The following is a 21,795-nucleotide window of genomic DNA, read 5'->3' as shown; positions in this document are numbered from 1 at the left end:
ATATCAATGTAATTTTTATTAAAAATTAAATATTAGGTCTCATATAATGCAATATTAAGAAATCATTAAATATCAAATTGCCAGAAATTGTCTCCCTGAAAATGATTTTACTTTCCCCAAAAGCTCCAATTCCAGAATTACCGGCAGAATCTTATGAGAAGAAAGGTTGATCTTATCTGCCAGGTCATCCAGTGAGATCTGTGGATTTTCAAAAACAGCATCAAATACTTTTTTCTGATTTTCAGTAAATTGAACCGTAATTTCACTATACGGAAAAAGCTCTTCCGTTTTTGTCTTCGGTTTGTTGAATCCTAACTGATCTACCAGATCTTTTACAGTCGAAATGGCGGAAGCTTTATGCTGAAAAACCAGGTGGTTGCATCCCTGGCTCTGCTTATCCGTAATTTTTCCGGGCAGGGCATACACTTCCCGGTTGTATAAATTTGCATAGGTAGCGGTGCTGATGGAACCTCCGCCGAATGCCGTTTCCACCACGATGGTTGCCGGAGAAATTCCTGCCACAATCCGGTTCCGCTGAATGAAATTTTCACGGTCCGGTTTTCTGGATGAATTGAATTCCGTCAGCAGGCATCCGCCCTCTTCCAGGATTTTTTCGGCCAGCTTTTTATTTTTAGAAGGATATAACGTATGGAATCCGTGAGCCAGAACACCTACGGTAGGAATCTGATGATAAAGGGATTGTTCATGCACTTCCTTATCAACGCCTAAAGCCAGTCCGCTTACCGATGTGAAATGACAGGCTTGGGTTTCTTCAAAAAAATCATGAATAAACTGCTTCCCGTAAGTTGTTATATTCCGGGTCCCAACGATACTTACTTTCTGTCGGGAATGATCAAAAGTTCCTTTCTGATATAGAATGGCCGGCGCATCATCGCACTCATTTAATAAAAAAGGAAAATCCTTACGATGTCTGAGATTGATGCTAATATAATTTGTTTCACAGAATTTCAATTCTTTTTCTGCAAATCTCAGATGTTCCGGATTTTCAAGGTCGGAAATCATCTTTTTACCGAATCCGTCAAGCTTTTTATATTCTTTCCCGGCATTTTCCCAGGCGGCTTTCGCACTTCCGAAAGTACGGACCAACTTATGAAAATTAATGTCGCCGATCAGGTTGGATTCGCGTAAAGCAATAGAGTAAAGATGTTCTTCAGAATACATTTGTGCAGGTTTTTTACAAATGTAGAAAATTTTTAAATCTGTTCAGGCTTAAATATAGAATATCCGTAATTTTTAAATTTAAATAAAAAGCACATCCTTTTTAAATTACTTCACCTGCTAAATCGTAACAAATATAAATCAAAGCGATGCATCATGAATTCTTTCTCAGTTCATCCAGCCGGTCCCAGATATCATCTTTCTTTTTGTAAGGCAGTTCCATAAAATCTTCAGGATGGTTTTCCTTATATTCCTGCCATAACTTATCGTCTTTTTCGCTATAGTAGTTTGGAAATTCCCAGATGTACTTTTTTTTCTTGTCCCCCACTTTTTTAAACATGAAAGCCAGGATAATTCCTACAAGCCCGCCTGCAAGATGTGCCTGCCACGAAATTTTACTGGGCTCCTGAAGATTAGAGAATAATTCCTCCGGCAGCATGCCCCATATCAGGCTGCCGTAATACAATACCACCAGTAAAGAAATGGTCAGCAATTTTACATTCCATTTAAACACACCGCTGAAAAAAAGAAAAAAAGCCAGTACATATACCACCCCGCTTGCTCCGATAGTACAGGTATAAAGATAGTCGCCGGTCATGATATCAATCGGTGGAAGGAGCCATACCAAAAATCCTGTCGCCAGCCAGCCTATAATGAAAACTTTATTGGCTACCAATGGGTAAAACTCGTACAGCAGGAACATCAGTACTACCATAGGAATTGAGTTTCCGATGATGTGGTCCAGGCTTCCGTGTAAAAGAGGCGATGTGACAATTCCCAGCAGGCCTTCCGGCAATAAAGGGATGATCGCCCCGAAGCAACTTGCAAAAAAGCCGTGCAACTGTAGAAAATAGCCCAGCCACATGGCCGAAAGCATCAGCAACGGGTTGATAACAGCCCTTTTGGAAATTACATTATTTTTAAACATGAAGGTTGTATGTCAAATGGAAAGCCAATGATAAATTTCGGAAAATTTGTCGATGAATTATCCCGTCACGGATATATTTCAGCCAAAAAGTAATTATTTCCCTTATTTTCGCGATGTTCAGCCTATTATCCTGCCAATGACAACTTAAAAAACCATTAAAATAAAGCGTTAGCCATAAGACAATAGCCCAAAATGCCGGTCCGTAAAATTTATATTTAATATTTTTGTACGGAATTTTTGTAAAATAAAATAGTGAAATCATGAAGAAGTTTTTATTGGTGCTCTCATTTTCTCTCGGAATTTTTGCTGGTGCGCAAGTTGTAATTATTGATACAGCAGCTGTTGTGAAGGATACCGTAAAACACTGGTCAGTCGTAGGAAAACAATCGGTAATGATCAACCAGGCAGCGTTTTCCAACTGGGTGGGCGGTGGTGCCAACAACGTTGGATGGCTTGCCGCACTGGATTACAACCTTACCTATGAAAAAGACAAAGACCTTTGGGAAAACATTATCCTCCTGAACTACGGGCAGAATGATACCAAAGGAGTGGGTGTAAGAAAAACCCAGGATGTAATTAACCTTTCTACCAATTACGGCCGGAAATTCTCTAAAGGCTGGTATCTTTCGGTAGGTGCCGGATTGATTTCCCAGTTTTCTGCCGGATATGAGGACGGAAACAATCCTGATGCAAAAAAGATTTCCAATTTCATGGCGCCCGGTTACCTTAACGTCGGGATGGGGATCACCTACCGTCCGAATGACAACATCAATGTAACGCTTCGGCCGAGCAATGCCCGATGGGCTTTTGTCCTTGACAAAGAACTGCAGCTGGCCGGAAGTTACGGCTTGAAAGCTGACGGCGATTCTTCAATCCTACAGTATGGTTTCCTGGGGACGGCCTACTATAAAGTAAAGCTGATGGAAAACATTAACGTGACCAATACCGCTTCCATTTTCTCCAATTACCTGGATCATCCGGAAAGGCTGGTTCTGGCTTACGGAATGGTACTTAATATGAAAGTCAATAAATTCATCTCATCCAATATTACAGTGGATGTCATGTACGATCACAATCAGATCCAGAAGACCCAGCTCAAGCAGACCCTGGGTGTAGGTTTTGCCTATACGCTGAACAACGGCGTAAAACGTTCCGACCGGAAAGACAGCCAGTGGTGGATTAAGAAGTAAAATGTATAAAGCATAGATCAAAAGCTGTTTCAGGATTGGAACAGCTTTTATTTTTTATATTTTTAATACATTTGTTAAAAGCATATTTTCTGATGAACCAGGCAGCCTGCATATTAAAGAGGATGCATGGCAGAAAGCATTATTTAAATTATATCTGAAACCAAACACTGAATTACCTGTTATGATGACCATAAAACCGGAAATTTCCTGGACCGATTTTGAAAAAATAGACATCCGCTGCGGAACCATTATTTCTGTAAACGACTTTGAAAAAGCAAGAAACCCGTCGTATCAGTTGGAAATAGACTTTGGGGATCTGGGTATTAAAAAATCTTCTGCCCAGATTACTTCGCTGTACCAAAAAGAAGAACTGATCGGCCAGCAGGTCGTGGCCGTCGTCAATTTTCCGAAAAAGCAGATCGCCAATTTTTTCAGTGAATGCCTGGTACTGGGCGTATATGGCGAAGATAAAAAAGACGTTACGCTTTTAACACCCTCACTGACCGTAAAAAACGGAATGCAGGTCGGCTAAACACATCAACATGATACATAAAATCCCTTTAGAAAGAGTCTTATTCCTTGATATTGAAACCGTTCCCGGCTTCGGATTATGGGAAGAACTGTCTGAAGCAGAAAAAATGCTTTGGGATAAAAAGACCCGGTTTCAGAGAAAAGATGACCTAACAGCAGGAGAATTCTATGAAGAAAGAGCCGGCATCATGGCAGAATTCGGAAAGATCATCTGCATTACCATCGGAATGATTGAGAAAAATGATACCCTGAAGATCAAAAGCTTCGCAGGAGATGATGAGAAAAAACTGCTGTTGGAGTTCGGTGAAATATTCAACAGCCAGAGGCTCCGCGAGGTAATTCTCTGTGCGCACAACGGAAAAGAGTTCGATTTTCCATGGATCGCCAGACGCTATCTCATTAACGGGATGATGCCGCCTACCCCATTCCAGATGTTCGGGAAAAAGCCGTGGGAAATCCCGCATATCGATACGATGGAACTCTGGAAGTTTGGGGATTACAAAAGCTTTGTTTCCCTGGAGCTCCTCGCCCATGTTTTCGGAATCCCTACCCCGAAAGATGATATCGACGGCTCAATGGTTTCATCAATTTACTACATAGAGAAAGACTTGCAAAGAATAGTGGACTATTGTGAAAAAGATGTCTTAACTTTGGCAAATGTTTTCCGGCGCATGCGTCAGGAAGATTTGTTGAAAAGGTACATCAATTTAGATTAAAAAATGAAATTTACAGACGATCAGATTGCTGATATCGGTGAGGAAATCATCGGTGTCCTGAAAACCGTTTATGACCCAGAAATTCCGGTGGATATTTATGAATTGGGCTTGGTTTATGATGTTCAGATCTCCGATGAAGCCGACGTTAAAATCATCATGACCCTAACGACGCCGAACTGCCCTGTTGCGGAAACACTTCCCCAGGAAGTAAAAGATAAGGTGGCTGAAGTGGAAAATGTGAAAAGCGTGGATCTGGAGCTTACTTTTGAGCCGAGCTGGCACAAAGACATGATGAGCGAAGAAGCCAAGTTTGAGCTTGGAATGCTTTAAAACCGTGTTACAGATAAATAGGGCTGCCAGAAATTGGCAGCCTTTATTATTTTATATTTCCTTTGCAATTTCCTTTCCTTCCCTTCTGCTCCATTCGCTCCATAAGCCCACATACAGATGCGGAATGGGGAAGCCGGCATACACCAAAGCTAAAACAGTATGGCAGGCAGTAACTCCCGAGCCGCAATGAACAATTAAGTTTCCGGGTTTTCCCTTTAGAAATTCCGAATATTTTTCATGCAGTATTTCAGGAGGAAGAAAGCACCCATTTTCATCGAGATTTTCTGAAAACGGAATATTGATGGCCCCGGGAATATGCCCTGCTGCAAGATCAATGGGTTCGGATTCTCCGTTATATCGGTAGGCATCCCTAACGTCAATAACGGTTGAAAAATCATTTGTTAATTCATTTTCAACATCTTCCAAAACTGAAACCGGGAAAAGCCAGTTTTCTTTCTTAATGATTGCTGCTTTTTCAAAAGATTCTACACCTGATGAAAATTCCACACCCTGGTGTCTTGCATTCTGAATTCCGCCGTCCAGCACCTGAACTTTTTCAAAACCAAATGATTTCAGCATCCACCAGGCTCTTGCCGCTGCATTCGAACCATTTTTATCATCGTAAACAACAATATGATCCTGTTCCGAAATTCCAAGACGGGAAAGTGTTTCCGCAAACTTTTCGATTTCCGGGAGCGGATGCCTTCCGCCGAAAGCAGCATCATCACCGATTTCCGCAAGGTCTTTATCCAAGTCGACCAACCTTGCTCCTTTAATATGTTTGTTCGGATATTTTTGATGATTATCTTTCCCAGCTCTCGCATCAAGGATGATGAGGTTTTGTATGGGAAGCTTTTCTAATTCGGATGGCGAAATAATGGGTTGCATAGCCGGCATTTATAAACTAAAAGCCGCAGAAGTTTCTGCGGCCTTACATTTTTTACTGATAAATAAAAATCATGGTCTGTACCAAATCCGGGTGAAGGCTTCTTGCAACCGGGCAATTGTGGGCTGTCTGCTCTATAAAAGCTTTTTCCTTATCGGAATATGAATCTGAAAATACAAAATTACATACGATTTCACTAATTCTTCTCGGCTCACCTCTCATAATTTTTTGAAGATTACAATACGCACCGTCGATATTAATGTTCTTTTCTTTGCCTAAAATCGCAATGGTTGTCAGTGCACATTCGGCTAAAGAAGTTGCACAGAGATCCGTAGGGGAAAACTTTTCACCTTTTCCGTGATTATCCGTCGGAGCATCACTTTCAATAAGAGTTCCGGATTGTAAATGCTCTGCCGAACATCTTAAATCTCCGGTATAGGTAATTTTTGAAGTCATTTTATTTAATTTTAATTAAAGCTAGGAAAATTTTTGTTTAAAAATGAAAAATATCCTTTGCTTTATTATACGAGCTTTCGAAATTCAGCAGATTCAGTTTATGTTTGGCTTTCTCCACGCTCATGAAATTGATGACCTGCTCCGTCGGCATATTGCCTACGAGATCGTCTTTCGCCATCGGGCAGCCTCCGATTCCTTTGATCGCACTGTCGAATCTCTTACAGCCCTGGTCATAAGCCGCTTTTAATTTAGAATAAGAATCCTCGTATCGGTTGTGGAAATGTGCTCCGAAATTGATCCCGGGATACTTTGAAGGAATTTTCTCAAATAACAGCGAGATGGATTCCGGCGTTGCAACACCCGTAGTGTCAGACAATAAGATATCTTTAACTCCTATTTCCGAAAACCGCTGTGCCCAGAAATCCACATCTTCCCATTTCCACATTTCGCCGTAAGGGTTTCCGAAGGCCATCGAGAAGTAAATATTCAGCTGTCTGTTTTCTCTTCCTACCAGCTCCAGCATTCTGATGATTTCATTAAAAGCTTCTTCCTGGCTTTTATTGGTATTCCGGTGCTGAAAAGTTTCGGAAATCGAAAATGGAAAACCGATGATATCCACCGACTCGTGCTTCAAAGCTTTCTCTGCTCCCCGGTAATTGGCAACAATCGCAGAGACCTTTGTATTGGAACGGGACTTGTCGATATTTTCAGCCACTTCCGCAGAATCGGCCATCTGGGGAATGGCTTTGGGAGAAACGAAGCTTAAGCAGTCCAGGACATCGAACCCCACATCCATCAGAGAATTAATATAATCTATTTTTTGATCAGTCGGGATAAATTCTCCCCATCCCTGCATTGCATCACGCGGACATTCAGTAAGAAACATGTTTTACTTTTAGATTTTCTCAAATATAATAAAACTAAACAAGTTCCGGAAAGATATCAGCAACTGCAACATGAGCCTGAATTTCAGACAATTACATTGAATATTTAATCTCTGCCCCTTATTCGGAAGTACAAATAAGATATTCTGAGCCCCAAATTTGCTAACTTTACGAGAAATTTATACCAATAATGAGCGCAATAGAATTCAACCCTTTGTGGAAAGAAAAGCTGCTGAACCGTTTTCTTAATTATGTAAAAATATACTCAACCAGTGACGCCGAAAGCGAATCCACCCCATCTACCCAAAGACAATGGGATATCGCCCGATACATCACGGAAGAACTGAGAACGATCGGCCTTGAAAATGTATCGATTGATGATAACGGTTATATCATGGCCTATGTTCCTTCCAACCTTGAAAATGATCGTCAACCGACCATCGGATTTATTTCACATTACGATACGTCGCCAGATTTCAGCGGGGAAAACGTAAAGCCGCAGGTTTGGGAAAATTATGACGGAAACGATCTGGTACTGAACCAGACAACAGGATTTATCTTATCGCCATCCAAATTTGAAAGCTTAAAAAAATACATTGGCCAGACATTAATTACTACTGACGGAAACACCCTTTTGGGAGCCGACGATAAAGCGGGCTGTGCGGAAATCGTTACGGCAGCAGAATATCTGATGGCTCATCCTGAAATCAAACACGGAAGGATTGCCGTAGGCTTTACGCCGGATGAAGAAATCGGAAGAGGAGCACACAAGTTTGATGTCGCTAAATTCGGGGCGGAATTTGCCTATACCATGGACGGCGGAGAAGTCGGCGAACTGGAATATGAAAATTTCAATGCTGCCGGAGCGGTGGTAAAAATCCACGGACTGAGTGTTCACCCGGGTTATGCCTACGGGAAAATGGTAAATGCCGCATTGCTGGCTGCTGAATTTGCCCAAATGCTTCCGGCCAACGAAACCCCGGCTACGACGAAAGGTTTTGACGGGTTCTATCATTTGATGGATCTGAACGCCGATATTTCCGAAGCGAAACTGCAATACATCATCCGTGACCACGACGCGGATAAGTTTGAAGCCAGGAAGAAATTCATGGAAGAAAAAATCGCTGAATTTAATCAGAAGCATGGTGAAGGAACTGCTGAAATCGAAATTAAAGAGCAATATAGAAACATGAAGCAGCAGTTTGAAGGCAAAATGCACATTGTGGATCTTGCTGCCAAAGCGATGAAAGAAGCGGGGATCGAACCGAAGATCAAAGCCATCCGCGGAGGAACCGATGGCGCCCAGCTATCTTATATGGGACTGCCTTGCCCGAATATTTTCGCCGGCGGGATCAATTTCCACGGACCATATGAATATGTGGCGCTGGAAAGCATGCAGAAAGCCATGGAAGTAATTTTGAATATTGCTAAAGCATAAATCTTAACATCCAGATAGAAAACCAGCTCAATTGAGCTGGTTTTTGAATTTTCAAAAATATTAAAATTAATCTACATGAATTTCAAAAGCCTTTTCAAAAACAAAATGAATATTGTAAGCGTATTTCTTATTTTTTCGTGTTCATTGCAGTAAATCCCCAAAACCAAAGGTGGACAAAGAAGAATGGCTGGCAATAAATTCCGTAAACGAAAAGCAGATTAAAACTTTAAAAAGTCATCAATGAAAATTACGAAAATCCAGAATTGTTGATCAATTGAAACTTAAAAAAAACCACTGCAGACACTGGTTTTTGAATATTTAAATTTACTTAACAATACAAACTTGCTACAGATCATTTTATAAATTCAACATTATAAAATATCACAATTTTTTTTATAAATTAATGATCTAATTTTTGAAAACTTTTGAAACAAAAAAATTTAAAATGAAAAAGAGATTATATTCAGTCGCCGTGGTTCTTTTATTCGGAATCGGCATATCAGCACAAAAAACTAATTCAGTAAAGCAGGAAATAAAAAAAGATGCTAAAACAGTAGGCAAGGCTGCTAAAGATGGCGCAGAATGGACTGGCAAAACAGCTAAAAAAGGGTATGATGCTACCAAAAAAGGGGTAAAAGATGCAGCAAAATGGACGAAGAAAACAGCCAAGAAGGGAGCAAATGCAGTAGATAAAACTTATCAGGATACAAAAGCTGATATTAAAAAGGATTAATCCCGGAAAAAATAAGATACAAAAAACCACCGCCATTGCAGTGGTTTTTTTAATATCTAAACAATAAGATTATCTATCCTTGCTGATTCCCCAAAAAAGCATCCCAACCCTGCGCCGTCAATGCCACCAACTGGTTGGAACCTCTCGCGACCATGAAATTACCTTCTTCTTTTGCAACGGCATGGCCGATGATGGTAAAATCCGGATGGTTTTTAATTTTATCGAAATCATTAGGGGAAATCGTGAACAGCAGTTCGTAATCTTCACCCCCACTTAAAGCAGACATTACCGGATTAAGGTTGAATTCATCGGCTGTGGTAATGGTGAGATTATCCATCGGGATTTTCTCTTCATACAGCCTGAAACCTGTTCCCGACTGATCCGAAAGATGAAGAATCTCCGAAGCCAGGCCGTCCGAAACGTCGATCATGGAAGTCGGTCTGATATCCAGCTGCTCCAGGATGCCTTTTACATCCGTCCTTGCTTCCGGTTTCAGCTGTCTTTCCAGGATATAATCGTAACCTTCCATTTCCGGTTGCATGTTCGGGTCTGCCAGGAAAACTGCATGTTCTCTTTCCAGGATCTGAAGCCCCATATAAGCACCTCCCAGATCACCGGTAACTACCAGAAGGTCATTCGGTTTTGCTCCGCTTCTTTTAACGATATTTTCATCGTTTTCAATTCCGACAGCCGTAATGCTCATTACCAAACCGGCATTGGAACTCGTTGTATCTCCGCCGATTAAGTCGACTTTATATCTTCCGCATGCAGCCTGTATCCCGGAATAGATTTCTTCCAGTGCTTCCACCGGAAAACGGTTGGAGACCGCCAGGGACACCAGGATCTGAGTAGGCGTCGCATTCATCGCAGCGATATCGCTCAGATTTACAACAACGGCTTTATAACCCAGATGCTTCAGCGGAACGTACCCGAGGTTGAAATGTACGCCTTCGGCCAACACATCGGTTGTAAGCACTACCTTTTTCCCTTCGGGATTGATCACCGCTGCGTCATCTCCTACGCCAAGTTCCGAAGAATCATTGGCCAGAGGAAAAAACCGGGTCAGGTGTTTGATCAGTCCGAATTCTCCCAGCTTGGAAATCGGCGTCAGTTCAGGATCTTTATCTTCAAACATATCTTTTATTTATAAGTAATGAGTAATGGCTAATGAGTAATTAAAACTTTGAACTCAAAACCTTACATTTTAAACCGTAAATGCTGCCGGATCTATATTTTCCGGGCGGAACGGCAGGTTCTTGAAATCTTCCCTGGTCAGTACTGCTGTTTCAGGAGATTTGTATTTGTTCATGGCTTCTACTACATCATCCGGCGGGGTCGTCATTTTTCTAAGCATCATATCAATCCACACTCCTGTGGCTTCCGCCGTTGCACAGTGTTCGCCGTCGGGCGTATAAAACTTGTGTACAAAACGGTAGATGGAGGAATCCTCTGCACATCCGTCGATTTCCAGGCTGACAATTACGGTCTGATCGGCATAAATCTCTTTAAAAAACGAGTATCTTTCGTGCAGGATCACCGGCCCGATTCCCCATCGGCTCAGCTGGGTAACACCCATTTTTTCTTTGGTCATAAAAGCCATCCTGGCCTGCGCACAATACTGCACATAGGATGAATTGGCCAGATGTTTATTGGCATCAAGATCGCTCCAGCGCACTTCGAATGTATGGTAGAATATCATTTAATTTTTTGTTTTAAATATGAAATAATAATTTCCGGCTTAAAAGTAACCGGCATATTTGTTATTCCGCATAATCCAAACCCTTTTTTAAGAGACTTTGCTGAGATTCCTACGGAATGACAAACCACACTGCTACGATAAGTCTTCATTATTTTACGGCAATAATTTTTAATATCGGTCAAAAATTACATTCTTCAAAATTACTCAAATAAGATGGTTTATAAAAATTGTAGTTTTGCAAAAATAATCTTGAGCATAAGATTAACAAGCTATGAAACGAATTATCATTATCGGAGGAGGTGCTGCCGGATTTTTCTGTGCTGCCAACCTGGACGAAACACAATATAAGATTACCATTCTCGAGCAGAATTCGGATGTTCTTCAGAAAGTGAAGATTTCCGGAGGCGGCCGGTGCAATGTCACCCACGCCTGCTTTGACCCTCGGGAGCTGGTGCAGTTCTATCCACGGGGAAACAAGGAGCTGCTCAGCGTTTTTACCAAGTTTCAGCCGGGAGACACCATGGATTGGTTTGAGCAGCGGAATGTGGCCTTAAAAATAGAAAGCGACAACCGCGTTTTTCCGGAAAGCAATTCTTCACAAAGCATCATCAATGCCATGTTGAATGAGGTTCAAAAGAAAGACGTGGAGGTGAAGACCAAATGCTCCGTCAAAGAAATTGAAAAACTGGATGGTAAATATTTAGTGAAAACAAGCCTAGGGGATTTTGAAGCCGATGTTGTGGTTTACACGACCGGAAGTTCTCCGAAGTCCCTGAAAATGATTGAAAATTTGGGCCATAAAATCATCGATCTAGTGCCTTCCCTTTTTACCTTCAATATCAAAGATGAATTGCTGAAAGACCTGGCAGGAACGAGTTTTGAAATGGCGGAAACTTCCATTCCTAAACTTAAAACCGAAGAAAGCGGACCGTTGCTGATTACCCATTGGGGGCTTTCGGGGCCGGCTATTCTGAAAATATCCGCCTGGGAAGCGATCAACCTGGCTAAAGTGAAGTATCATTTTGAAATTGAAGTGAATTTCATTTCCAAAACTCCGGAGGATGCGGAAGAACTCTTCCAGCAATTCAGGCAATCCAATCCGAAGAAGACGATCGGGCAATCGAAGATTTTTGAGGTTACCAATCGGTTCTGGCAGCGGATTCTGGAAGTTTCAGATGTAGACCTCAACAAACAGGTGGCGAATCTTTCCGGAAAAGAAATGCAGGCCATCATCGGAAACTTATGCCGGAAGAAATTTCAGGTGACCGGAAAATCGACTTTCAAAGACGAATTCGTCACCGCCGGAGGGGTTGATTTAAAGGAAATTAACTTCAAAAACATGGCTTCAAAGATTTTACCCAATTTCTATGTTGCCGGAGAAGTGCTGAATATCGATGCCGTAACCGGCGGGTTTAATTTCCAGACGTGCTGGAGTGAGGGCTGGCTGATTGCGCAGGATTTGAATAATCATATAAACAAACTATAACATGAAAAAATTAATCGTAATTATTGTTCTGATTTGTTCTGCAAAGATTTTTGCTCAAGAAAATGCTGAAAATAAAGGATCATTGAGAAAGGAGCTGCTTATTAATGAATTCACAAAACCCGCTGAATATCCCGGAGGCATAAATGCATTTAGAAATGCTTTTGCAAAAATGTTTAGAGCTGATAAGATAAAATCAAAGGGAGTAGTAAAGTCTGAAGCTCAGCTGATAATTTCTGAAGAAGGAAATGTTACAGAGATAAAAATTATAGGAGATGATCCATCCATGAATAAGGAAATGGAACGTATCATGAAACTGCTGTCTAAAACCAAATGGACACCTGCTACAATAAATGGAAATCCCACAAAGTTCAGATTTAGATTACCTATAACAATGAATTTGGAGGGATAAGATAATAAATGCTTTCGGTCAAAAGAAATATCTCTAATCTTTTAAAGATCCTTCTAATAGTAGGATTCGGATATTTCTTTTGGCTGATGCTGCATATCACCCTGGAATACATTCCGCTGAGACCGGATGCCAGTTTCCTAATGATCAAACAGACGGAAGTTACCGACCAGCCAGAGTATCTTTGGTTTTTTTACACCCATGTCTACGCCAGTATTTTCATATTGCTCAGCGGGTTTTTAGCCATTCTCAGAAAAGATTTTGGGATAAAAAAATTTCACCGGAATGCAGGAAAGATTTATATTTTCCTGATCCTGATACTGGCTGCTCCTTCCGGGGTTTATATGGGAATCTTTGCCAATGGCGGGCTGTACTCCAAAATCTCATTTGTCCTTTTAGGCGGCTTTTGGTGGTTTTCAACTTTTAAAGCATATCAGCTGGTCCGTAAGAGAAAATTCTCAGCCCATAAGCAATGGATGTGGCGGAGCTTTGCCTTGACCCTTTCGGCCATTACTCTGAGAATGTGGAAGGTCATTCTCGTATATGCATGTCATCCGGACCCGATGGACGTTTACCGGATCATTGCCTGGCTCGGCTGGATCCCGAATATTCTGTTGGTTGAATATTTAATTGCAAAAAAATACCTGTAAGTCTTTTCCATTTCCATTATTTTACGATCTTTAATTCCATTAAATCCTATCAGAATCACCTATGAAAAATTTAAAATTAATTTCGGCTTTCCTGCTCGTTTTGACTTTGGCAAGCTGTAAAAAAGAATCAAAGGAAAACCTTTCAGTCCAAAATAATCCTTCTGCCAAAAAAGACACCGCCGTTGCCCCGGAAATCCATAAAGAATATTATGGCATTTATATGGGCGACTTTGCAGGAAAAGAGATGATTACCCCGGAGATCGGTGAGGAATATGAAGGCGATGTTTACAAGAAGCTTTCCCTGAAAATCAACCGGATTACCAAAGACAGCGTTTACGGGCAAAGCATTGTTAACGGAAACCAACGGCCTTTCCGTGGCATCTTCAACGAAACCACAAAATCTTTTATCCTCGACGAACCGGGCAATGACAAGAGCGATGGGAGATTTGAAGTAAAGCTCAACAAGGACAGCATTACCGGGAAATGGAGCGCGTTTAATACCTCAGCTGTGAAATCACCGCATAAAGTCCTAAAGCTGGCGAAAAAAGAGTTTGCATACAACCCCAACTTTATGCTGAGCGAAAACAGCGACCTCATCGATTGGGAAAACCCCAAGGATTTCGCGGAAAAGTATACCGATGAAGAGACCGGAAAAACGGAAACCTATATGGCTTCCAAAAACAGGATTGCTTCCGATGCCGTATTCAAAATCAATGCTTCCAAGCAAAAGCTCGCGGAAAAAGACCTGAAAAACTTAAGGAAACTGGATCTGGAAATTATTAAGAATGCCGTTTTTGCAAGGCATGGCTATGCCTTTAAAAAGCAGACCTACCGGAATTTCTTTGAGCAGACCGACTGGTACATCCCGGTTTCAAATAATGTCGATAACGACCTGACGCCCATGGAAAAGGAAAATGTAGCTTTACTGAACCGTTTCATCAAATATGCGGAAGATAAATACGACAGTTTCGGGCGTTAATTCCGCTTCTGCTTTCCGGTAAGTTTCACAAAGATGATCAGCAGCAAACATCCAACGGCATAGCAGAACATATCAATCCAGGAAAATGAATTGCCGACCACGATGTACATAGTGCTTCCCGGCTGAAAGCCCAGCTTTTCTGCAATGTTGAAATACTGTGCGAATTCTACCGTGAAAGAAAAAATGAGAATACCAAAAATCACTTTTACATCATTCCGAATATTGAAAAAGCTTTTGACAAAAGTATAAAGCAGCATTACAACAATGATGTCGCCCAGATACGCTCTGATGAGGAAAATATCTTTTAAAACAGTGGCGATCAGGACTTCGGAGAGAAATATAAAAACAGTAGCCAGGAAATATTTGTAATGAAACTGAAACGCAGATTTTTTCATTGGGATCTTTTGATTTATTTTCCGTAAAAATAAGCGATCAGCCTTTATAAAAGATATTTTTCATAATAATATCAAAAACAGGTTTACTAAAAAGCATAAGGAAATCAACGGCAGACACGGATGCATCACCGCATGTTTCTGCCTCGACTCCTCCGGGAACATCTGCACCGGAACCTGCACCATAAAGGAGAATGTTGCTAATCAGCACTTAACTGTAGTTCAGCACCAATAGATTTGGTACTTTTTTATTACGCTACGGTTCCATTTTTGCTGTCGTAAAATATCTAATTTTTGCAGGTATGAAGAAGTTCTTATTTTTCATAAGCTTGTTTTTAAGCATTTCATTATTTGCACAGCAATACAATTCCGTTAGGGAATTGCCGGATTATGCCGTACTTAAGACAAAAATGAAACTTGATGATGCGGTAACCAAAGCCGATACGCCACCGGAATTTCCCGGCGGAACGGAAAACTTCAAAAAGGAATTTGCCGATAAGATGGACGTTATTGATGTAAAATCCAGAAAAATCGATACCCGGGTTTATTTCATTGTGGAAAAAACCGGATATGTCCGGTACGTAACCGCTTTGGGAAATGACCCGAAACATTCTCATGCCGCCGAAGTGGCCGTGAGAAGGCTTTTTGTAAAATGGAAACCTGCCATGGTCAACGGTCAGCCGGTACGGTATCTTTATACTTTTCCTTTGACATTGAAGAAATATAATTAATCATAATCAGGAAAATCACATTTGAAAAAGCCTTTGATCTTATTTTTGATAATGAATATCTGTGGAATGATTTTCGGGCAAGAGCTTCCGGAAACGCCTTTAAATCCAAAAAAAGCGGATGTTCAAACAGCTACAATATGCTATCTTTATCCTGATCACCATGCATATTTTCCAAATGGTACGGAAGCTTTTGTTCAAAGAATTAAAAATCTTATTCTTTTAGAATTTTTAAAAACGGAAAAGAGTAAAAACATCATTAAGGCTACCCTCAGTTTTATTATTGAAAAAGACGGGTCCATGAGAGAAATTAAAGTTTTCGGACCTAATAAAATCTTTAACCAATCTGTTGAAAAAGCAATATCCCGCATCAATGGCAAATGGATTCCGGCTAGACAGGCTGGAAATCCCCTACAAAGTAAAATCCAGATTCCTTTCAGTATGGATCTGAAATGATTTCTAATGAAACTATAATTACCCTCCGATCATCTTTTTAATTGAATTCAGCTTCATTAACGCTTCGATCGGGGTTAAGGTATTGATATCGATCTTCGTCAGTTCTTCCCGGATGTTTTCCAATACCGGATCATCGAGCTGAAAGAAAGAGAGCTGCAGATTTTCTTCTGTTACCCTTTTGATCTTTTCCGAAGAGCCTCCGCCCTGGGTATGGCTGGCCTCAAGAGTTTTCAGGATTTCATTGGCGCGGTTGACCACTTTCGCCGGCATTCCGGCAAGTTTGGCCACATGGATCCCAAAGCTGTGCTCGCTTCCGCCCGGCACCAGTTTTCTCAAAAAGATAATGTTCCCTTTGTTTTCCTGAATGGAAACGTGGAAGTTTTTTACCCGCTCAAAATTCACCGTCATTTCATTCAGTTCATGATAATGCGTGGCAAACAGCGTCTTGGCCTGTGCAGGATGCTGATGGAGGTACTCTGCAATGGCCCACGCGATGGAAACCCCGTCGTAGGTAGAAGTTCCGCGGCCGATTTCATCCAGGAGTATCAGACTTCGCTCGGAGATATTATTCAGGATGTTGGCGGCTTCGTTCATTTCCACCATGAAAGTCGATTCCCCGGCAGAAATATTATCGGTAGCGCCTACCCTGGTAAAAATTTTATCTAAAATCCCGATTTCCGCATATTTCGCCGGAACAAAGCTTCCGATCTGGGCCATCAGGCAGACAATCGCCGTCTGTCGGAGGATTGCGGATTTACCGGCCATATTCGGCCCGGTGACCATAATGATCTGCTGCGAATCTTTATCCAGGAAAATATCATTCGGGATGTATTTTTCCCCCAGAGGAAGTGCGTTTTCAATGATCGGGTGTCTTGCTTCTTTTAAATCGATGGCAAAAGTTTCCGTTAGAACAGGTTTGGTATAACTTTCGGAAACGGCCAGCTCCGATAAGCCGACTGCCACGTCCAGCTGGGCAATAATATTTGAGTTTTCCTGAATATGATCGATGTAGATCATCGTTTCACTGCATATTTTCCGGTACAGTTCGTTTTCCAGGACTCCGATTTTCTCTTCGGCACCAAGGATCTGGTTTTCGTATTCTTTCAGTTCTTCGGTGATGTAACGCTCGGCGTTCACGAGCGTCTGTTTTCTCAGCCAGTCAGCCGGAACTTTGTCTTTATGGGTATTTCTTACCTCAATATAATAGCCGAAGACATTATTGAAATCTATTTTTAAGCTGGAAATTCCGGTTCTCTCGATCTCCCGCTGGCACATTTCATCCAGGAACCCTCTTCCTTTCGACTGCAACCCTCTCAACGTGTCGAGTTCCTCGGAAATCCCGTTTTTAATAACATTTCCTTTTGCCAGATTTACCGGCAGTTCGTCGTTCAGGTGATTCTGAAGGCATTTGATCAGTTCATCCTGATCATACAGAGGATCCAGCCACGCTAATACATCGGCATGCGGATGAAGCAGGGCTTTGATTTTATGGATATTGATCAGGCTCTGACGAAGATAACCTAATTCTTTAGGACAGATTTTTTCCGCAGCCAGTTTCCCCATCAGCCGGTCCAGATCCGAGATGGATTTCAGCAGCTGTGAAATTTCATATTTAAGCTGATCGTTTTCGTTTAAAAAGTCAATCAACGAAAGTCTCCTGTTGATTTCAGCGACGGATTTCAACGGCAAAATGATCCTCCGTCTCAACAGCCTTCCGCCCATCGGCGTTGAGGTTTTATCGATAATATCCAGCAAAGATTTTCCCTGAGGATGGCTCGGATATACAATTTCCAGGTTTCGCAGCGTAAAATGGTCCATCATCAGGAAATCCTCCTGTGGAATGATCTGGATTTTGGTAATGTGCGCCAGTAAATTATGATGTGTATCTTCTACCAGATAAGCGAAAATAGCTCCCGCTGCAGTAATCGCCAGTTGCTGGCCTTCAATTCCGAATCCTTTTAATGAATTGGTTTTGAAATGATTTGTCAGTTTTTCATAGGCAAAATTATACTGATACGCCCAGTCTTCCAGCTTGAAGGCGTTTTTATTTTTAAGCTGTTCCGGAATCTGAACACTTCGCTGGTAAATGATTTCACTCGGATCAAAAGTATTGACAATATGGATCAGCTTCTCCAGGTTTCCTTCGCTTACCAGGAATTCCCCGGTAGAAATATCCACCAGGGCAATCCCGAATTTCTCTTTTTCTTTATGAAGCGAAAGCAGGAAATTGTTCTTTTTGGAATTCAGTACCTGGTCGTTAAACGTAACGCCGGGCGTCACCAATTCCGTAACCCCTCTTTTGACGATCCCTTTTACCGTTTTCGGGTCTTCCAGCTGGTCGCAGATCGCCACCCGCATTCCGGCCCTTACGAGTTTCGGCAGATAAGAATCCACCGAGTGATGCGGAAATCCGGCCAGCTCAATATGGCCTTCGCCGTTGGCCCTTTTAGTCAGGACGATTCCTAAAATCTGAGAAGTCCGCACGGCATCCTGCCCGAAAGTTTCGTAAAAATCCCCTACCCTGAACAGCAAAAGCGCATCAGGATATTTTGCCTTGATGGTGTTGTACTGGGTCATTAACGGGGTTTCTTTTTTCGCTGCCTTTGCCATTAAAGTCTTTTCTTAGAATTGGGACGGTAAAAATAGGAAATAAAACAGTAGGAGTAAAGTTTTTGAAAAGCTATATATTTGTTTTAACTTAAATGCAGAGCTCATAAAGATTTTTACAATCACTAACTGCTCTTAAGTCTGCAAAGCCGTTTGGCTCTGTCGAATTTGATTTCACTTAGCTAAGATCACAAACTTTTTCATTCCGGAAAAATATCTATTCGCCTGACCTGCTATTTCTATACAAAATCTATCGCTTTACTACTGGTCACACAAGAAATATTTTATTTCCAATCAATGCTTCATCAGATCAATCTTTCCATTTAACATCATAAACTTTAAACAGATCTTTGCATTGAAAATTTTGAAAAGTTTATTTATTAAGATTTAATAAAGCCTTCGAACTCCTTTTATAGGCCCACTTCTGTTTATAATTTACCCATTTCGCTTTGAACAGTTTCCGCATCAGCTTGTCGGTATACCGCATGATGAACACGTGGTACAGCATATTGGCAAATACAGCGGGTTTGTTGGGAAGTGCGCGCAGCGACATGGAGAATCCCGGTTCCAGATAGCGGTTGAAATGCCAAAATGCCCCGGGAATGAAAAGCGCATCGCCGTGTTCCATAAAGATTTCAAAACCTTTGGCATGCTTCAGTGCCGGGAATTTTTCGTAATCCAGATTTTCGTAATCCACGTCATAAACGGTATGTACCGACAACGGCACTTTATACAGGAAAGCCGACTGTTTCTGATCGAACAACAAAATCCTTTTCTTTCCTTCAAAATGGATATGCAGAAAATCGCCCAGGTCCACATCATAATGCATCAGCACATGGGCTTCGCTTCCGCCGAAAAATAAGGTGGGCAGGCGTTTGAAAAATTTCATTCCCAGATCCGGGTAGGTAAAGTTTTTCAGCAGTTCCGGAAGCCGGTCGGTAATGATGTAAAAGAAAATCCTCAGATCCGAAGGCCTGCTTCTGATGGTATCGATATATTCCTTCATTTTCATTTTGGCCACCGGAGCATCAGAGCTTTTGCCGGCATCCGCAGGTTTGTTATCGTAGAGCGGGACTTCCTGTTCCCCTGCTTTTTCCCGGATATAATCGAAATTCCATTGATCGAAAGCTTCCCAACGGCTTGCAAAATTTTTGATCAGAAGGGGCTTTTTCTTTTTAAAATAATTTTTCTGAAAATCTTCTTTACTAATATCAATAACAGCATCTACGTTTTCGAGAATCATTTTGTGTGGTATTTAGTGAGACTAAAAATAGCACTTTTTTGAAATCCTGAAAAATTTTAAAGTTGATATTCGGTTATCATTTCCCACCAGGTTCCTCTTCAGGCCTACCTTAAAAGATAAACCAGCAGTGAGACAAGACCTCCGAAAATAATTACAACACAGCCCTGTGGACCTTTCGCTTTTCTTTTTCCGCGCCCGAAAGTACTTACATAATGCCCGCTTACCCACGTTCCGTCTTTCTTAAAATGTCCTTTTCTGTAATATCCCATTTTTTGATAATTTTTATGACAAATAACCATCTGCTTAGCCGGAAAAAATTACGGCTTTCCGTAAAGCCGGGATAAAATGAAAAAAATTATATTTGTAGGACCAACCCTATCTATGAGAGTTTACAACACCAAACATTTCCTGAAAATCCTTTTCAGCCTGCATAAAAGCGATACGTTGAAGATCCTGTTCCCGAGCATGATCCTGGTCGGCCTGTATTCCTGGGGCATTGAATACCTGGAGCTGGAATATTTCCGTCTCAATTCTAAATCCGGTATCAGCCATATAGGGCTGATTCATTCCCTGCTGGGCTTCGTGCTTTCTTTATTGCTGGTTTTCAGAACAAATACAGCTTATGACCGCTGGTGGGAAGGGCGGAAACTCTGGGGAAAGCTGGTGAATGATACCCGGAATTTTGCAGTCAAGGTCAGCATGATTTTGGGCAACGACCCTCAGCACACCGAACAGATTACCAAATACCTGAAGTTCTTTCCGCACCTGCTGGCGAAGCACCTCTCCAAAGAATCCACCCGTCTTGCTCTGGATGAGGATTATTCTGAAATTGAGAAAGAGCTGAGAAACCACGGGCCGAGTGAGCTGGTTATCCTGATGAGCCAACAGCTGAACCAACTGAAAAAAGAGGGAAAGATCTCCGATGTCGAAATGCTGTACCTGGATACCCAGCTTTCCGGGTTCCTGGATGTCTGCGGCGGCTGTGAAAGGATCAAGAATACCCCGATCCCCTATTCCTATTCTTCTTTCATTAAAAAATTTATCATCCTGTATGTTTTTGCTTTGCCGATTGCTTACGTCATTAATATCGGTAATTACATTATTCCTTTAACGGTCTTTATTTATTATGTGCTGATGAGCCTTGAGCTGATTGCCGAGGAAATTGAAGATCCTTTTAATAATGATGAAAACGACATCCCGATGGAAACCATTGCACAGAATATTGAGAAAAACGTGCACCAGATCATGGAATTGCAAAAACAATAAATCCCTTTCCGGCTGGAAATCGTAAATAATTATACCTAATTTTGCCAAAAAAATAAAGTTGGTACATAAATTAAAACTGGAAGAACTGAACAGACTGGATGTGGAAACCTTTAAATCTGTTGAAAAAATTCCGCTGGTGGTGGTATTGGACAATATAAGGAGTATGCATAATGTAGGGGCGACTTTCAGAACAGCAGATGCTTTTCTGATCCGGAAGATTATCCTTTGCGGAATTACGCCACAGCCGCCTCACCGTGAAATTCATAAAGCTGCATTAGGGGCAACCGAAAGTGTGGACTGGAGCTATGAGAACGATATTAATGTGACCATCAATGTTCTCAAAACGCAGGGTTTTGAAATCGTTGGCATCGAACAGACGACCGGCAGCCGGATGATCACCGATTTTACCATTGACCCATCTAAAAAATACGCGGTGATTTTAGGGAATGAAGTGGAAGGAATCAGCGATGAAGCGTTGCCGAATATCGATTCTTTTGTGGAAATTCCGCAGTTGGGAACCAAGCATTCCCTGAATGTAAGTGTGTGCGGCGGAATCGTGATGTGGGAGTTTGCCAAGGCCCTAAAATAAAAAACTGCATGTGCCTTACAGAC

At 41.5% G+C, this 21,795-nt stretch carries 25 protein-coding genes; 14 read left to right on the top strand and 11 right to left on the bottom strand.

Going from position 1 to position 21,795, the window contains the following annotated elements; translation table 11 throughout:
• Positions 1-72: 72 nt before the first annotated feature.
• Both dprA and FY557_RS04245 read right to left on the bottom strand, forming a co-directional pair.
• Positions 73-1,182, bottom strand: a complete 1,110-nt coding sequence (gene dprA, locus FY557_RS04250) for a DNA-processing protein DprA (protein ID WP_149246042.1) — start codon at positions 1,180-1,182, stop codon at positions 73-75.
• A gap of 151 nt (positions 1,183-1,333) precedes the next feature.
• The gene (locus FY557_RS04245; protein WP_149246041.1) at positions 1,334-2,107 is read right to left on the bottom strand and encodes a rhomboid family intramembrane serine protease; all 774 of its coding nucleotides are present in this window, start codon (positions 2,105-2,107) and stop codon (positions 1,334-1,336) included.
• 260 nt (positions 2,108-2,367) lie between these two features.
• Here FY557_RS04245 and FY557_RS04240 point away from each other — a divergent pair, with 260 nt between their 5' ends.
• The 4 genes from FY557_RS04240 to FY557_RS04225 all read left to right on the top strand — a co-directional run bounded on the left by FY557_RS04240 (position 2,368) and on the right by FY557_RS04225 (position 4,874).
• A complete protein-coding gene (locus FY557_RS04240) occupies positions 2,368-3,297 on the top strand; it encodes a DUF3078 domain-containing protein (RefSeq protein ID WP_149246040.1) in 930 nt (309 codons plus the stop codon).
• Between the two features lie 184 nt (positions 3,298-3,481).
• A complete protein-coding gene (locus FY557_RS04235) occupies positions 3,482-3,829 on the top strand; it encodes a tRNA-binding protein (RefSeq protein ID WP_149246059.1) in 348 nt (115 codons plus the stop codon).
• A gap of 10 nt (positions 3,830-3,839) precedes the next feature.
• Positions 3,840-4,544 (top strand): 3'-5' exonuclease, encoded by a 705-nt coding sequence (locus FY557_RS04230; protein WP_149246039.1) that lies wholly within the window; start codon positions 3,840-3,842, stop codon positions 4,542-4,544.
• Positions 4,545-4,547: 3 nt separating this feature from the next.
• Positions 4,548-4,874: an SUF system Fe-S cluster assembly protein gene (locus FY557_RS04225; protein ID WP_149246038.1), complete on the top strand. Its 327-nt coding sequence runs from the start codon at positions 4,548-4,550 to the stop codon at positions 4,872-4,874.
• Between the two features lie 51 nt (positions 4,875-4,925).
• Here the strand turns inward: FY557_RS04225 and FY557_RS04220 are convergent, their stop codons facing one another.
• The 3 genes from FY557_RS04220 to FY557_RS04210 are packed head-to-tail and all read right to left on the bottom strand — an operon-like array spanning position 4,926 to position 7,102.
• Positions 4,926-5,762, bottom strand: a complete 837-nt coding sequence (locus FY557_RS04220; RefSeq protein ID WP_149246037.1) for a sulfurtransferase — start codon at positions 5,760-5,762, stop codon at positions 4,926-4,928.
• Between the two features lie 52 nt (positions 5,763-5,814).
• On the bottom strand, positions 5,815-6,216 hold the full coding sequence (locus tag FY557_RS04215) for an OsmC family protein (RefSeq protein ID WP_149246036.1): 402 nt from the start codon (positions 6,214-6,216) through the stop codon (positions 5,815-5,817).
• 37 nt (positions 6,217-6,253) lie between these two features.
• Positions 6,254-7,102 carry a hydroxymethylglutaryl-CoA lyase gene (locus tag FY557_RS04210; protein WP_149246035.1) on the bottom strand — a complete coding sequence of 283 codons (849 nt, stop codon included), beginning with the start codon at positions 7,100-7,102 and terminating at the stop codon, positions 6,254-6,256.
• 188 nt (positions 7,103-7,290) lie between these two features.
• Here FY557_RS04210 and pepT point away from each other — a divergent pair, with 188 nt between their 5' ends.
• Entirely contained in the window at positions 7,291-8,538 is a 1,248-nt protein-coding gene (gene pepT / locus FY557_RS04205; RefSeq protein WP_149246034.1) for a peptidase T, read from the top strand.
• A gap of 445 nt (positions 8,539-8,983) precedes the next feature.
• Complete coding sequence (locus FY557_RS04200) at positions 8,984-9,271, top strand: hypothetical protein (RefSeq protein WP_149246033.1); 288 nt, start codon at positions 8,984-8,986, stop codon at positions 9,269-9,271.
• Between the two features lie 73 nt (positions 9,272-9,344).
• Here FY557_RS04200 and thiL read toward each other — a convergent pair whose 3' ends face one another.
• A complete protein-coding gene (thiL, locus tag FY557_RS04195; RefSeq protein ID WP_149246032.1) occupies positions 9,345-10,406 on the bottom strand; it encodes a thiamine-phosphate kinase in 1,062 nt (353 codons plus the stop codon).
• Between the two features lie 69 nt (positions 10,407-10,475).
• Positions 10,476-10,970 carry an acyl-CoA thioesterase gene (locus tag FY557_RS04190; protein ID WP_149246031.1) on the bottom strand — a complete coding sequence of 165 codons (495 nt, stop codon included), beginning with the start codon at positions 10,968-10,970 and terminating at the stop codon, positions 10,476-10,478.
• Between the two features lie 271 nt (positions 10,971-11,241).
• Between FY557_RS04190 and FY557_RS04185 the strand changes: the two genes are divergently transcribed.
• The 4 genes from FY557_RS04185 (at position 11,242) to FY557_RS04170 (ending at position 14,491) form a co-directional block, all read left to right on the top strand.
• Entirely contained in the window at positions 11,242-12,456 is a 1,215-nt protein-coding gene (locus FY557_RS04185; protein ID WP_149246030.1) for an NAD(P)/FAD-dependent oxidoreductase, read from the top strand.
• A gap of 1 nt (position 12,457) precedes the next feature.
• On the top strand, positions 12,458-12,865 hold the full coding sequence (locus tag FY557_RS04180) for an energy transducer TonB (protein WP_149246029.1): 408 nt from the start codon (positions 12,458-12,460) through the stop codon (positions 12,863-12,865).
• 8 nt (positions 12,866-12,873) lie between these two features.
• A complete protein-coding gene (locus tag FY557_RS04175; protein ID WP_149246028.1) occupies positions 12,874-13,512 on the top strand; it encodes a DUF2306 domain-containing protein in 639 nt (212 codons plus the stop codon).
• Between the two features lie 61 nt (positions 13,513-13,573).
• A complete protein-coding gene (locus FY557_RS04170) occupies positions 13,574-14,491 on the top strand; it encodes a YARHG domain-containing protein (RefSeq protein WP_149246027.1) in 918 nt (305 codons plus the stop codon).
• Here FY557_RS04170 and FY557_RS04165 read toward each other — a convergent pair.
• Positions 14,488-14,886 (bottom strand): DUF2809 domain-containing protein, encoded by a 399-nt coding sequence (locus FY557_RS04165; RefSeq protein WP_149246026.1) that lies wholly within the window; start codon positions 14,884-14,886, stop codon positions 14,488-14,490. The two genes, FY557_RS04170 and FY557_RS04165, sit on opposite strands and share 4 nt — an antisense overlap.
• Positions 14,887-15,185: 299 nt before the next feature.
• On the opposite strand from FY557_RS04165, the gene FY557_RS04160 reads away from it, so the two are divergent.
• Both FY557_RS04160 and FY557_RS04155 read left to right on the top strand, forming a co-directional pair.
• Complete coding sequence (locus tag FY557_RS04160; RefSeq protein ID WP_149246025.1) at positions 15,186-15,614, top strand: hypothetical protein; 429 nt, start codon at positions 15,186-15,188, stop codon at positions 15,612-15,614.
• 21 nt (positions 15,615-15,635) lie between these two features.
• Positions 15,636-16,067, top strand: coding sequence for an energy transducer TonB (locus FY557_RS04155; RefSeq protein ID WP_149246024.1), 432 nt, complete (start codon positions 15,636-15,638; stop codon positions 16,065-16,067).
• A gap of 18 nt (positions 16,068-16,085) precedes the next feature.
• On the opposite strand, the gene mutS is transcribed toward FY557_RS04155, so the two are convergent.
• From mutS to FY557_RS20030, 3 genes are all read right to left on the bottom strand, one after another.
• Positions 16,086-18,677 carry a DNA mismatch repair protein MutS gene (mutS, locus tag FY557_RS04150; RefSeq protein WP_149246023.1) on the bottom strand — a complete coding sequence of 864 codons (2,592 nt, stop codon included), beginning with the start codon at positions 18,675-18,677 and terminating at the stop codon, positions 16,086-16,088.
• A gap of 370 nt (positions 18,678-19,047) precedes the next feature.
• Positions 19,048-19,917, bottom strand: coding sequence for a cupin-like domain-containing protein (locus tag FY557_RS04145; protein ID WP_149246022.1), 870 nt, complete (start codon positions 19,915-19,917; stop codon positions 19,048-19,050).
• A gap of 104 nt (positions 19,918-20,021) precedes the next feature.
• Positions 20,022-20,186: a hypothetical protein gene (locus FY557_RS20030; protein ID WP_185151644.1), complete on the bottom strand. Its 165-nt coding sequence runs from the start codon at positions 20,184-20,186 to the stop codon at positions 20,022-20,024.
• Between the two features lie 76 nt (positions 20,187-20,262).
• On the opposite strand from FY557_RS20030, the gene FY557_RS04140 reads away from it, so the two are divergent.
• Together FY557_RS04140 and FY557_RS04135 are read left to right on the top strand one after the other, a co-directional pair.
• On the top strand, positions 20,263-21,183 hold the full coding sequence (locus FY557_RS04140) for a bestrophin family protein (RefSeq protein ID WP_228451699.1): 921 nt from the start codon (positions 20,263-20,265) through the stop codon (positions 21,181-21,183).
• A 58-nt stretch (positions 21,184-21,241) separates the two neighbouring features.
• Positions 21,242-21,772, top strand: a complete 531-nt coding sequence (locus FY557_RS04135) for an RNA methyltransferase (RefSeq protein ID WP_149246021.1) — start codon at positions 21,242-21,244, stop codon at positions 21,770-21,772.
• Positions 21,773-21,795 lie beyond the last annotated feature (23 nt).

It is taken from the genome of Chryseobacterium sp. SN22, from assembly GCF_008329705.1.
GTDB lineage: Bacteria > Bacteroidota > Bacteroidia > Flavobacteriales > Weeksellaceae > Chryseobacterium.
Note: the sequence above shows the minus strand (reverse complement) of the source record. Positions and strands in the feature narration are given on the sequence as shown.

Coding starts and splice junctions, on each gene's coding strand:
- FY557_RS20030 (WP_185151644.1), bottom strand. CDS start 20,186: ATGGGATATTACAGAAAAGGACATTTTAAGAAAGACGGAACGTGGGTA.
- thiL (WP_149246032.1), bottom strand. CDS start 10,406: ATGTTTGAAGATAAAGATCCTGAACTGACGCCGATTTCCAAGCTGGGA.
- pepT (WP_149246034.1), top strand. CDS start 7,291: ATGAGCGCAATAGAATTCAACCCTTTGTGGAAAGAAAAGCTGCTGAAC.
- FY557_RS04190 (WP_149246031.1), bottom strand. CDS start 10,970: ATGATATTCTACCATACATTCGAAGTGCGCTGGAGCGATCTTGATGCC.
- mutS (WP_149246023.1), bottom strand. CDS start 18,677: ATGGCAAAGGCAGCGAAAAAAGAAACCCCGTTAATGACCCAGTACAAC.
- FY557_RS04175 (WP_149246028.1), top strand. CDS start 12,874: ATGCTTTCGGTCAAAAGAAATATCTCTAATCTTTTAAAGATCCTTCTA.
- FY557_RS04140 (WP_228451699.1), top strand. CDS start 20,263: ATGAAAAAAATTATATTTGTAGGACCAACCCTATCTATGAGAGTTTAC.
- FY557_RS04180 (WP_149246029.1), top strand. CDS start 12,458: ATGAAAAAATTAATCGTAATTATTGTTCTGATTTGTTCTGCAAAGATT.
- FY557_RS04160 (WP_149246025.1), top strand. CDS start 15,186: ATGAAGAAGTTCTTATTTTTCATAAGCTTGTTTTTAAGCATTTCATTA.
- FY557_RS04220 (WP_149246037.1), bottom strand. CDS start 5,762: ATGCAACCCATTATTTCGCCATCCGAATTAGAAAAGCTTCCCATACAA.
- FY557_RS04210 (WP_149246035.1), bottom strand. CDS start 7,102: ATGTTTCTTACTGAATGTCCGCGTGATGCAATGCAGGGATGGGGAGAA.
- FY557_RS04165 (WP_149246026.1), bottom strand. CDS start 14,886: ATGAAAAAATCTGCGTTTCAGTTTCATTACAAATATTTCCTGGCTACT.
- FY557_RS04145 (WP_149246022.1), bottom strand. CDS start 19,917: ATGATTCTCGAAAACGTAGATGCTGTTATTGATATTAGTAAAGAAGAT.
- dprA (WP_149246042.1), bottom strand. CDS start 1,182: ATGTATTCTGAAGAACATCTTTACTCTATTGCTTTACGCGAATCCAAC.
- FY557_RS04200 (WP_149246033.1), top strand. CDS start 8,984: ATGAAAAAGAGATTATATTCAGTCGCCGTGGTTCTTTTATTCGGAATC.
- FY557_RS04185 (WP_149246030.1), top strand. CDS start 11,242: ATGAAACGAATTATCATTATCGGAGGAGGTGCTGCCGGATTTTTCTGT.
- FY557_RS04230 (WP_149246039.1), top strand. CDS start 3,840: ATGATACATAAAATCCCTTTAGAAAGAGTCTTATTCCTTGATATTGAA.
- FY557_RS04245 (WP_149246041.1), bottom strand. CDS start 2,107: ATGTTTAAAAATAATGTAATTTCCAAAAGGGCTGTTATCAACCCGTTG.
- FY557_RS04225 (WP_149246038.1), top strand. CDS start 4,548: ATGAAATTTACAGACGATCAGATTGCTGATATCGGTGAGGAAATCATC.
- FY557_RS04215 (WP_149246036.1), bottom strand. CDS start 6,216: ATGACTTCAAAAATTACCTATACCGGAGATTTAAGATGTTCGGCAGAG.
- FY557_RS04170 (WP_149246027.1), top strand. CDS start 13,574: ATGAAAAATTTAAAATTAATTTCGGCTTTCCTGCTCGTTTTGACTTTG.
- FY557_RS04235 (WP_149246059.1), top strand. CDS start 3,482: ATGACCATAAAACCGGAAATTTCCTGGACCGATTTTGAAAAAATAGAC.
- FY557_RS04240 (WP_149246040.1), top strand. CDS start 2,368: ATGAAGAAGTTTTTATTGGTGCTCTCATTTTCTCTCGGAATTTTTGCT.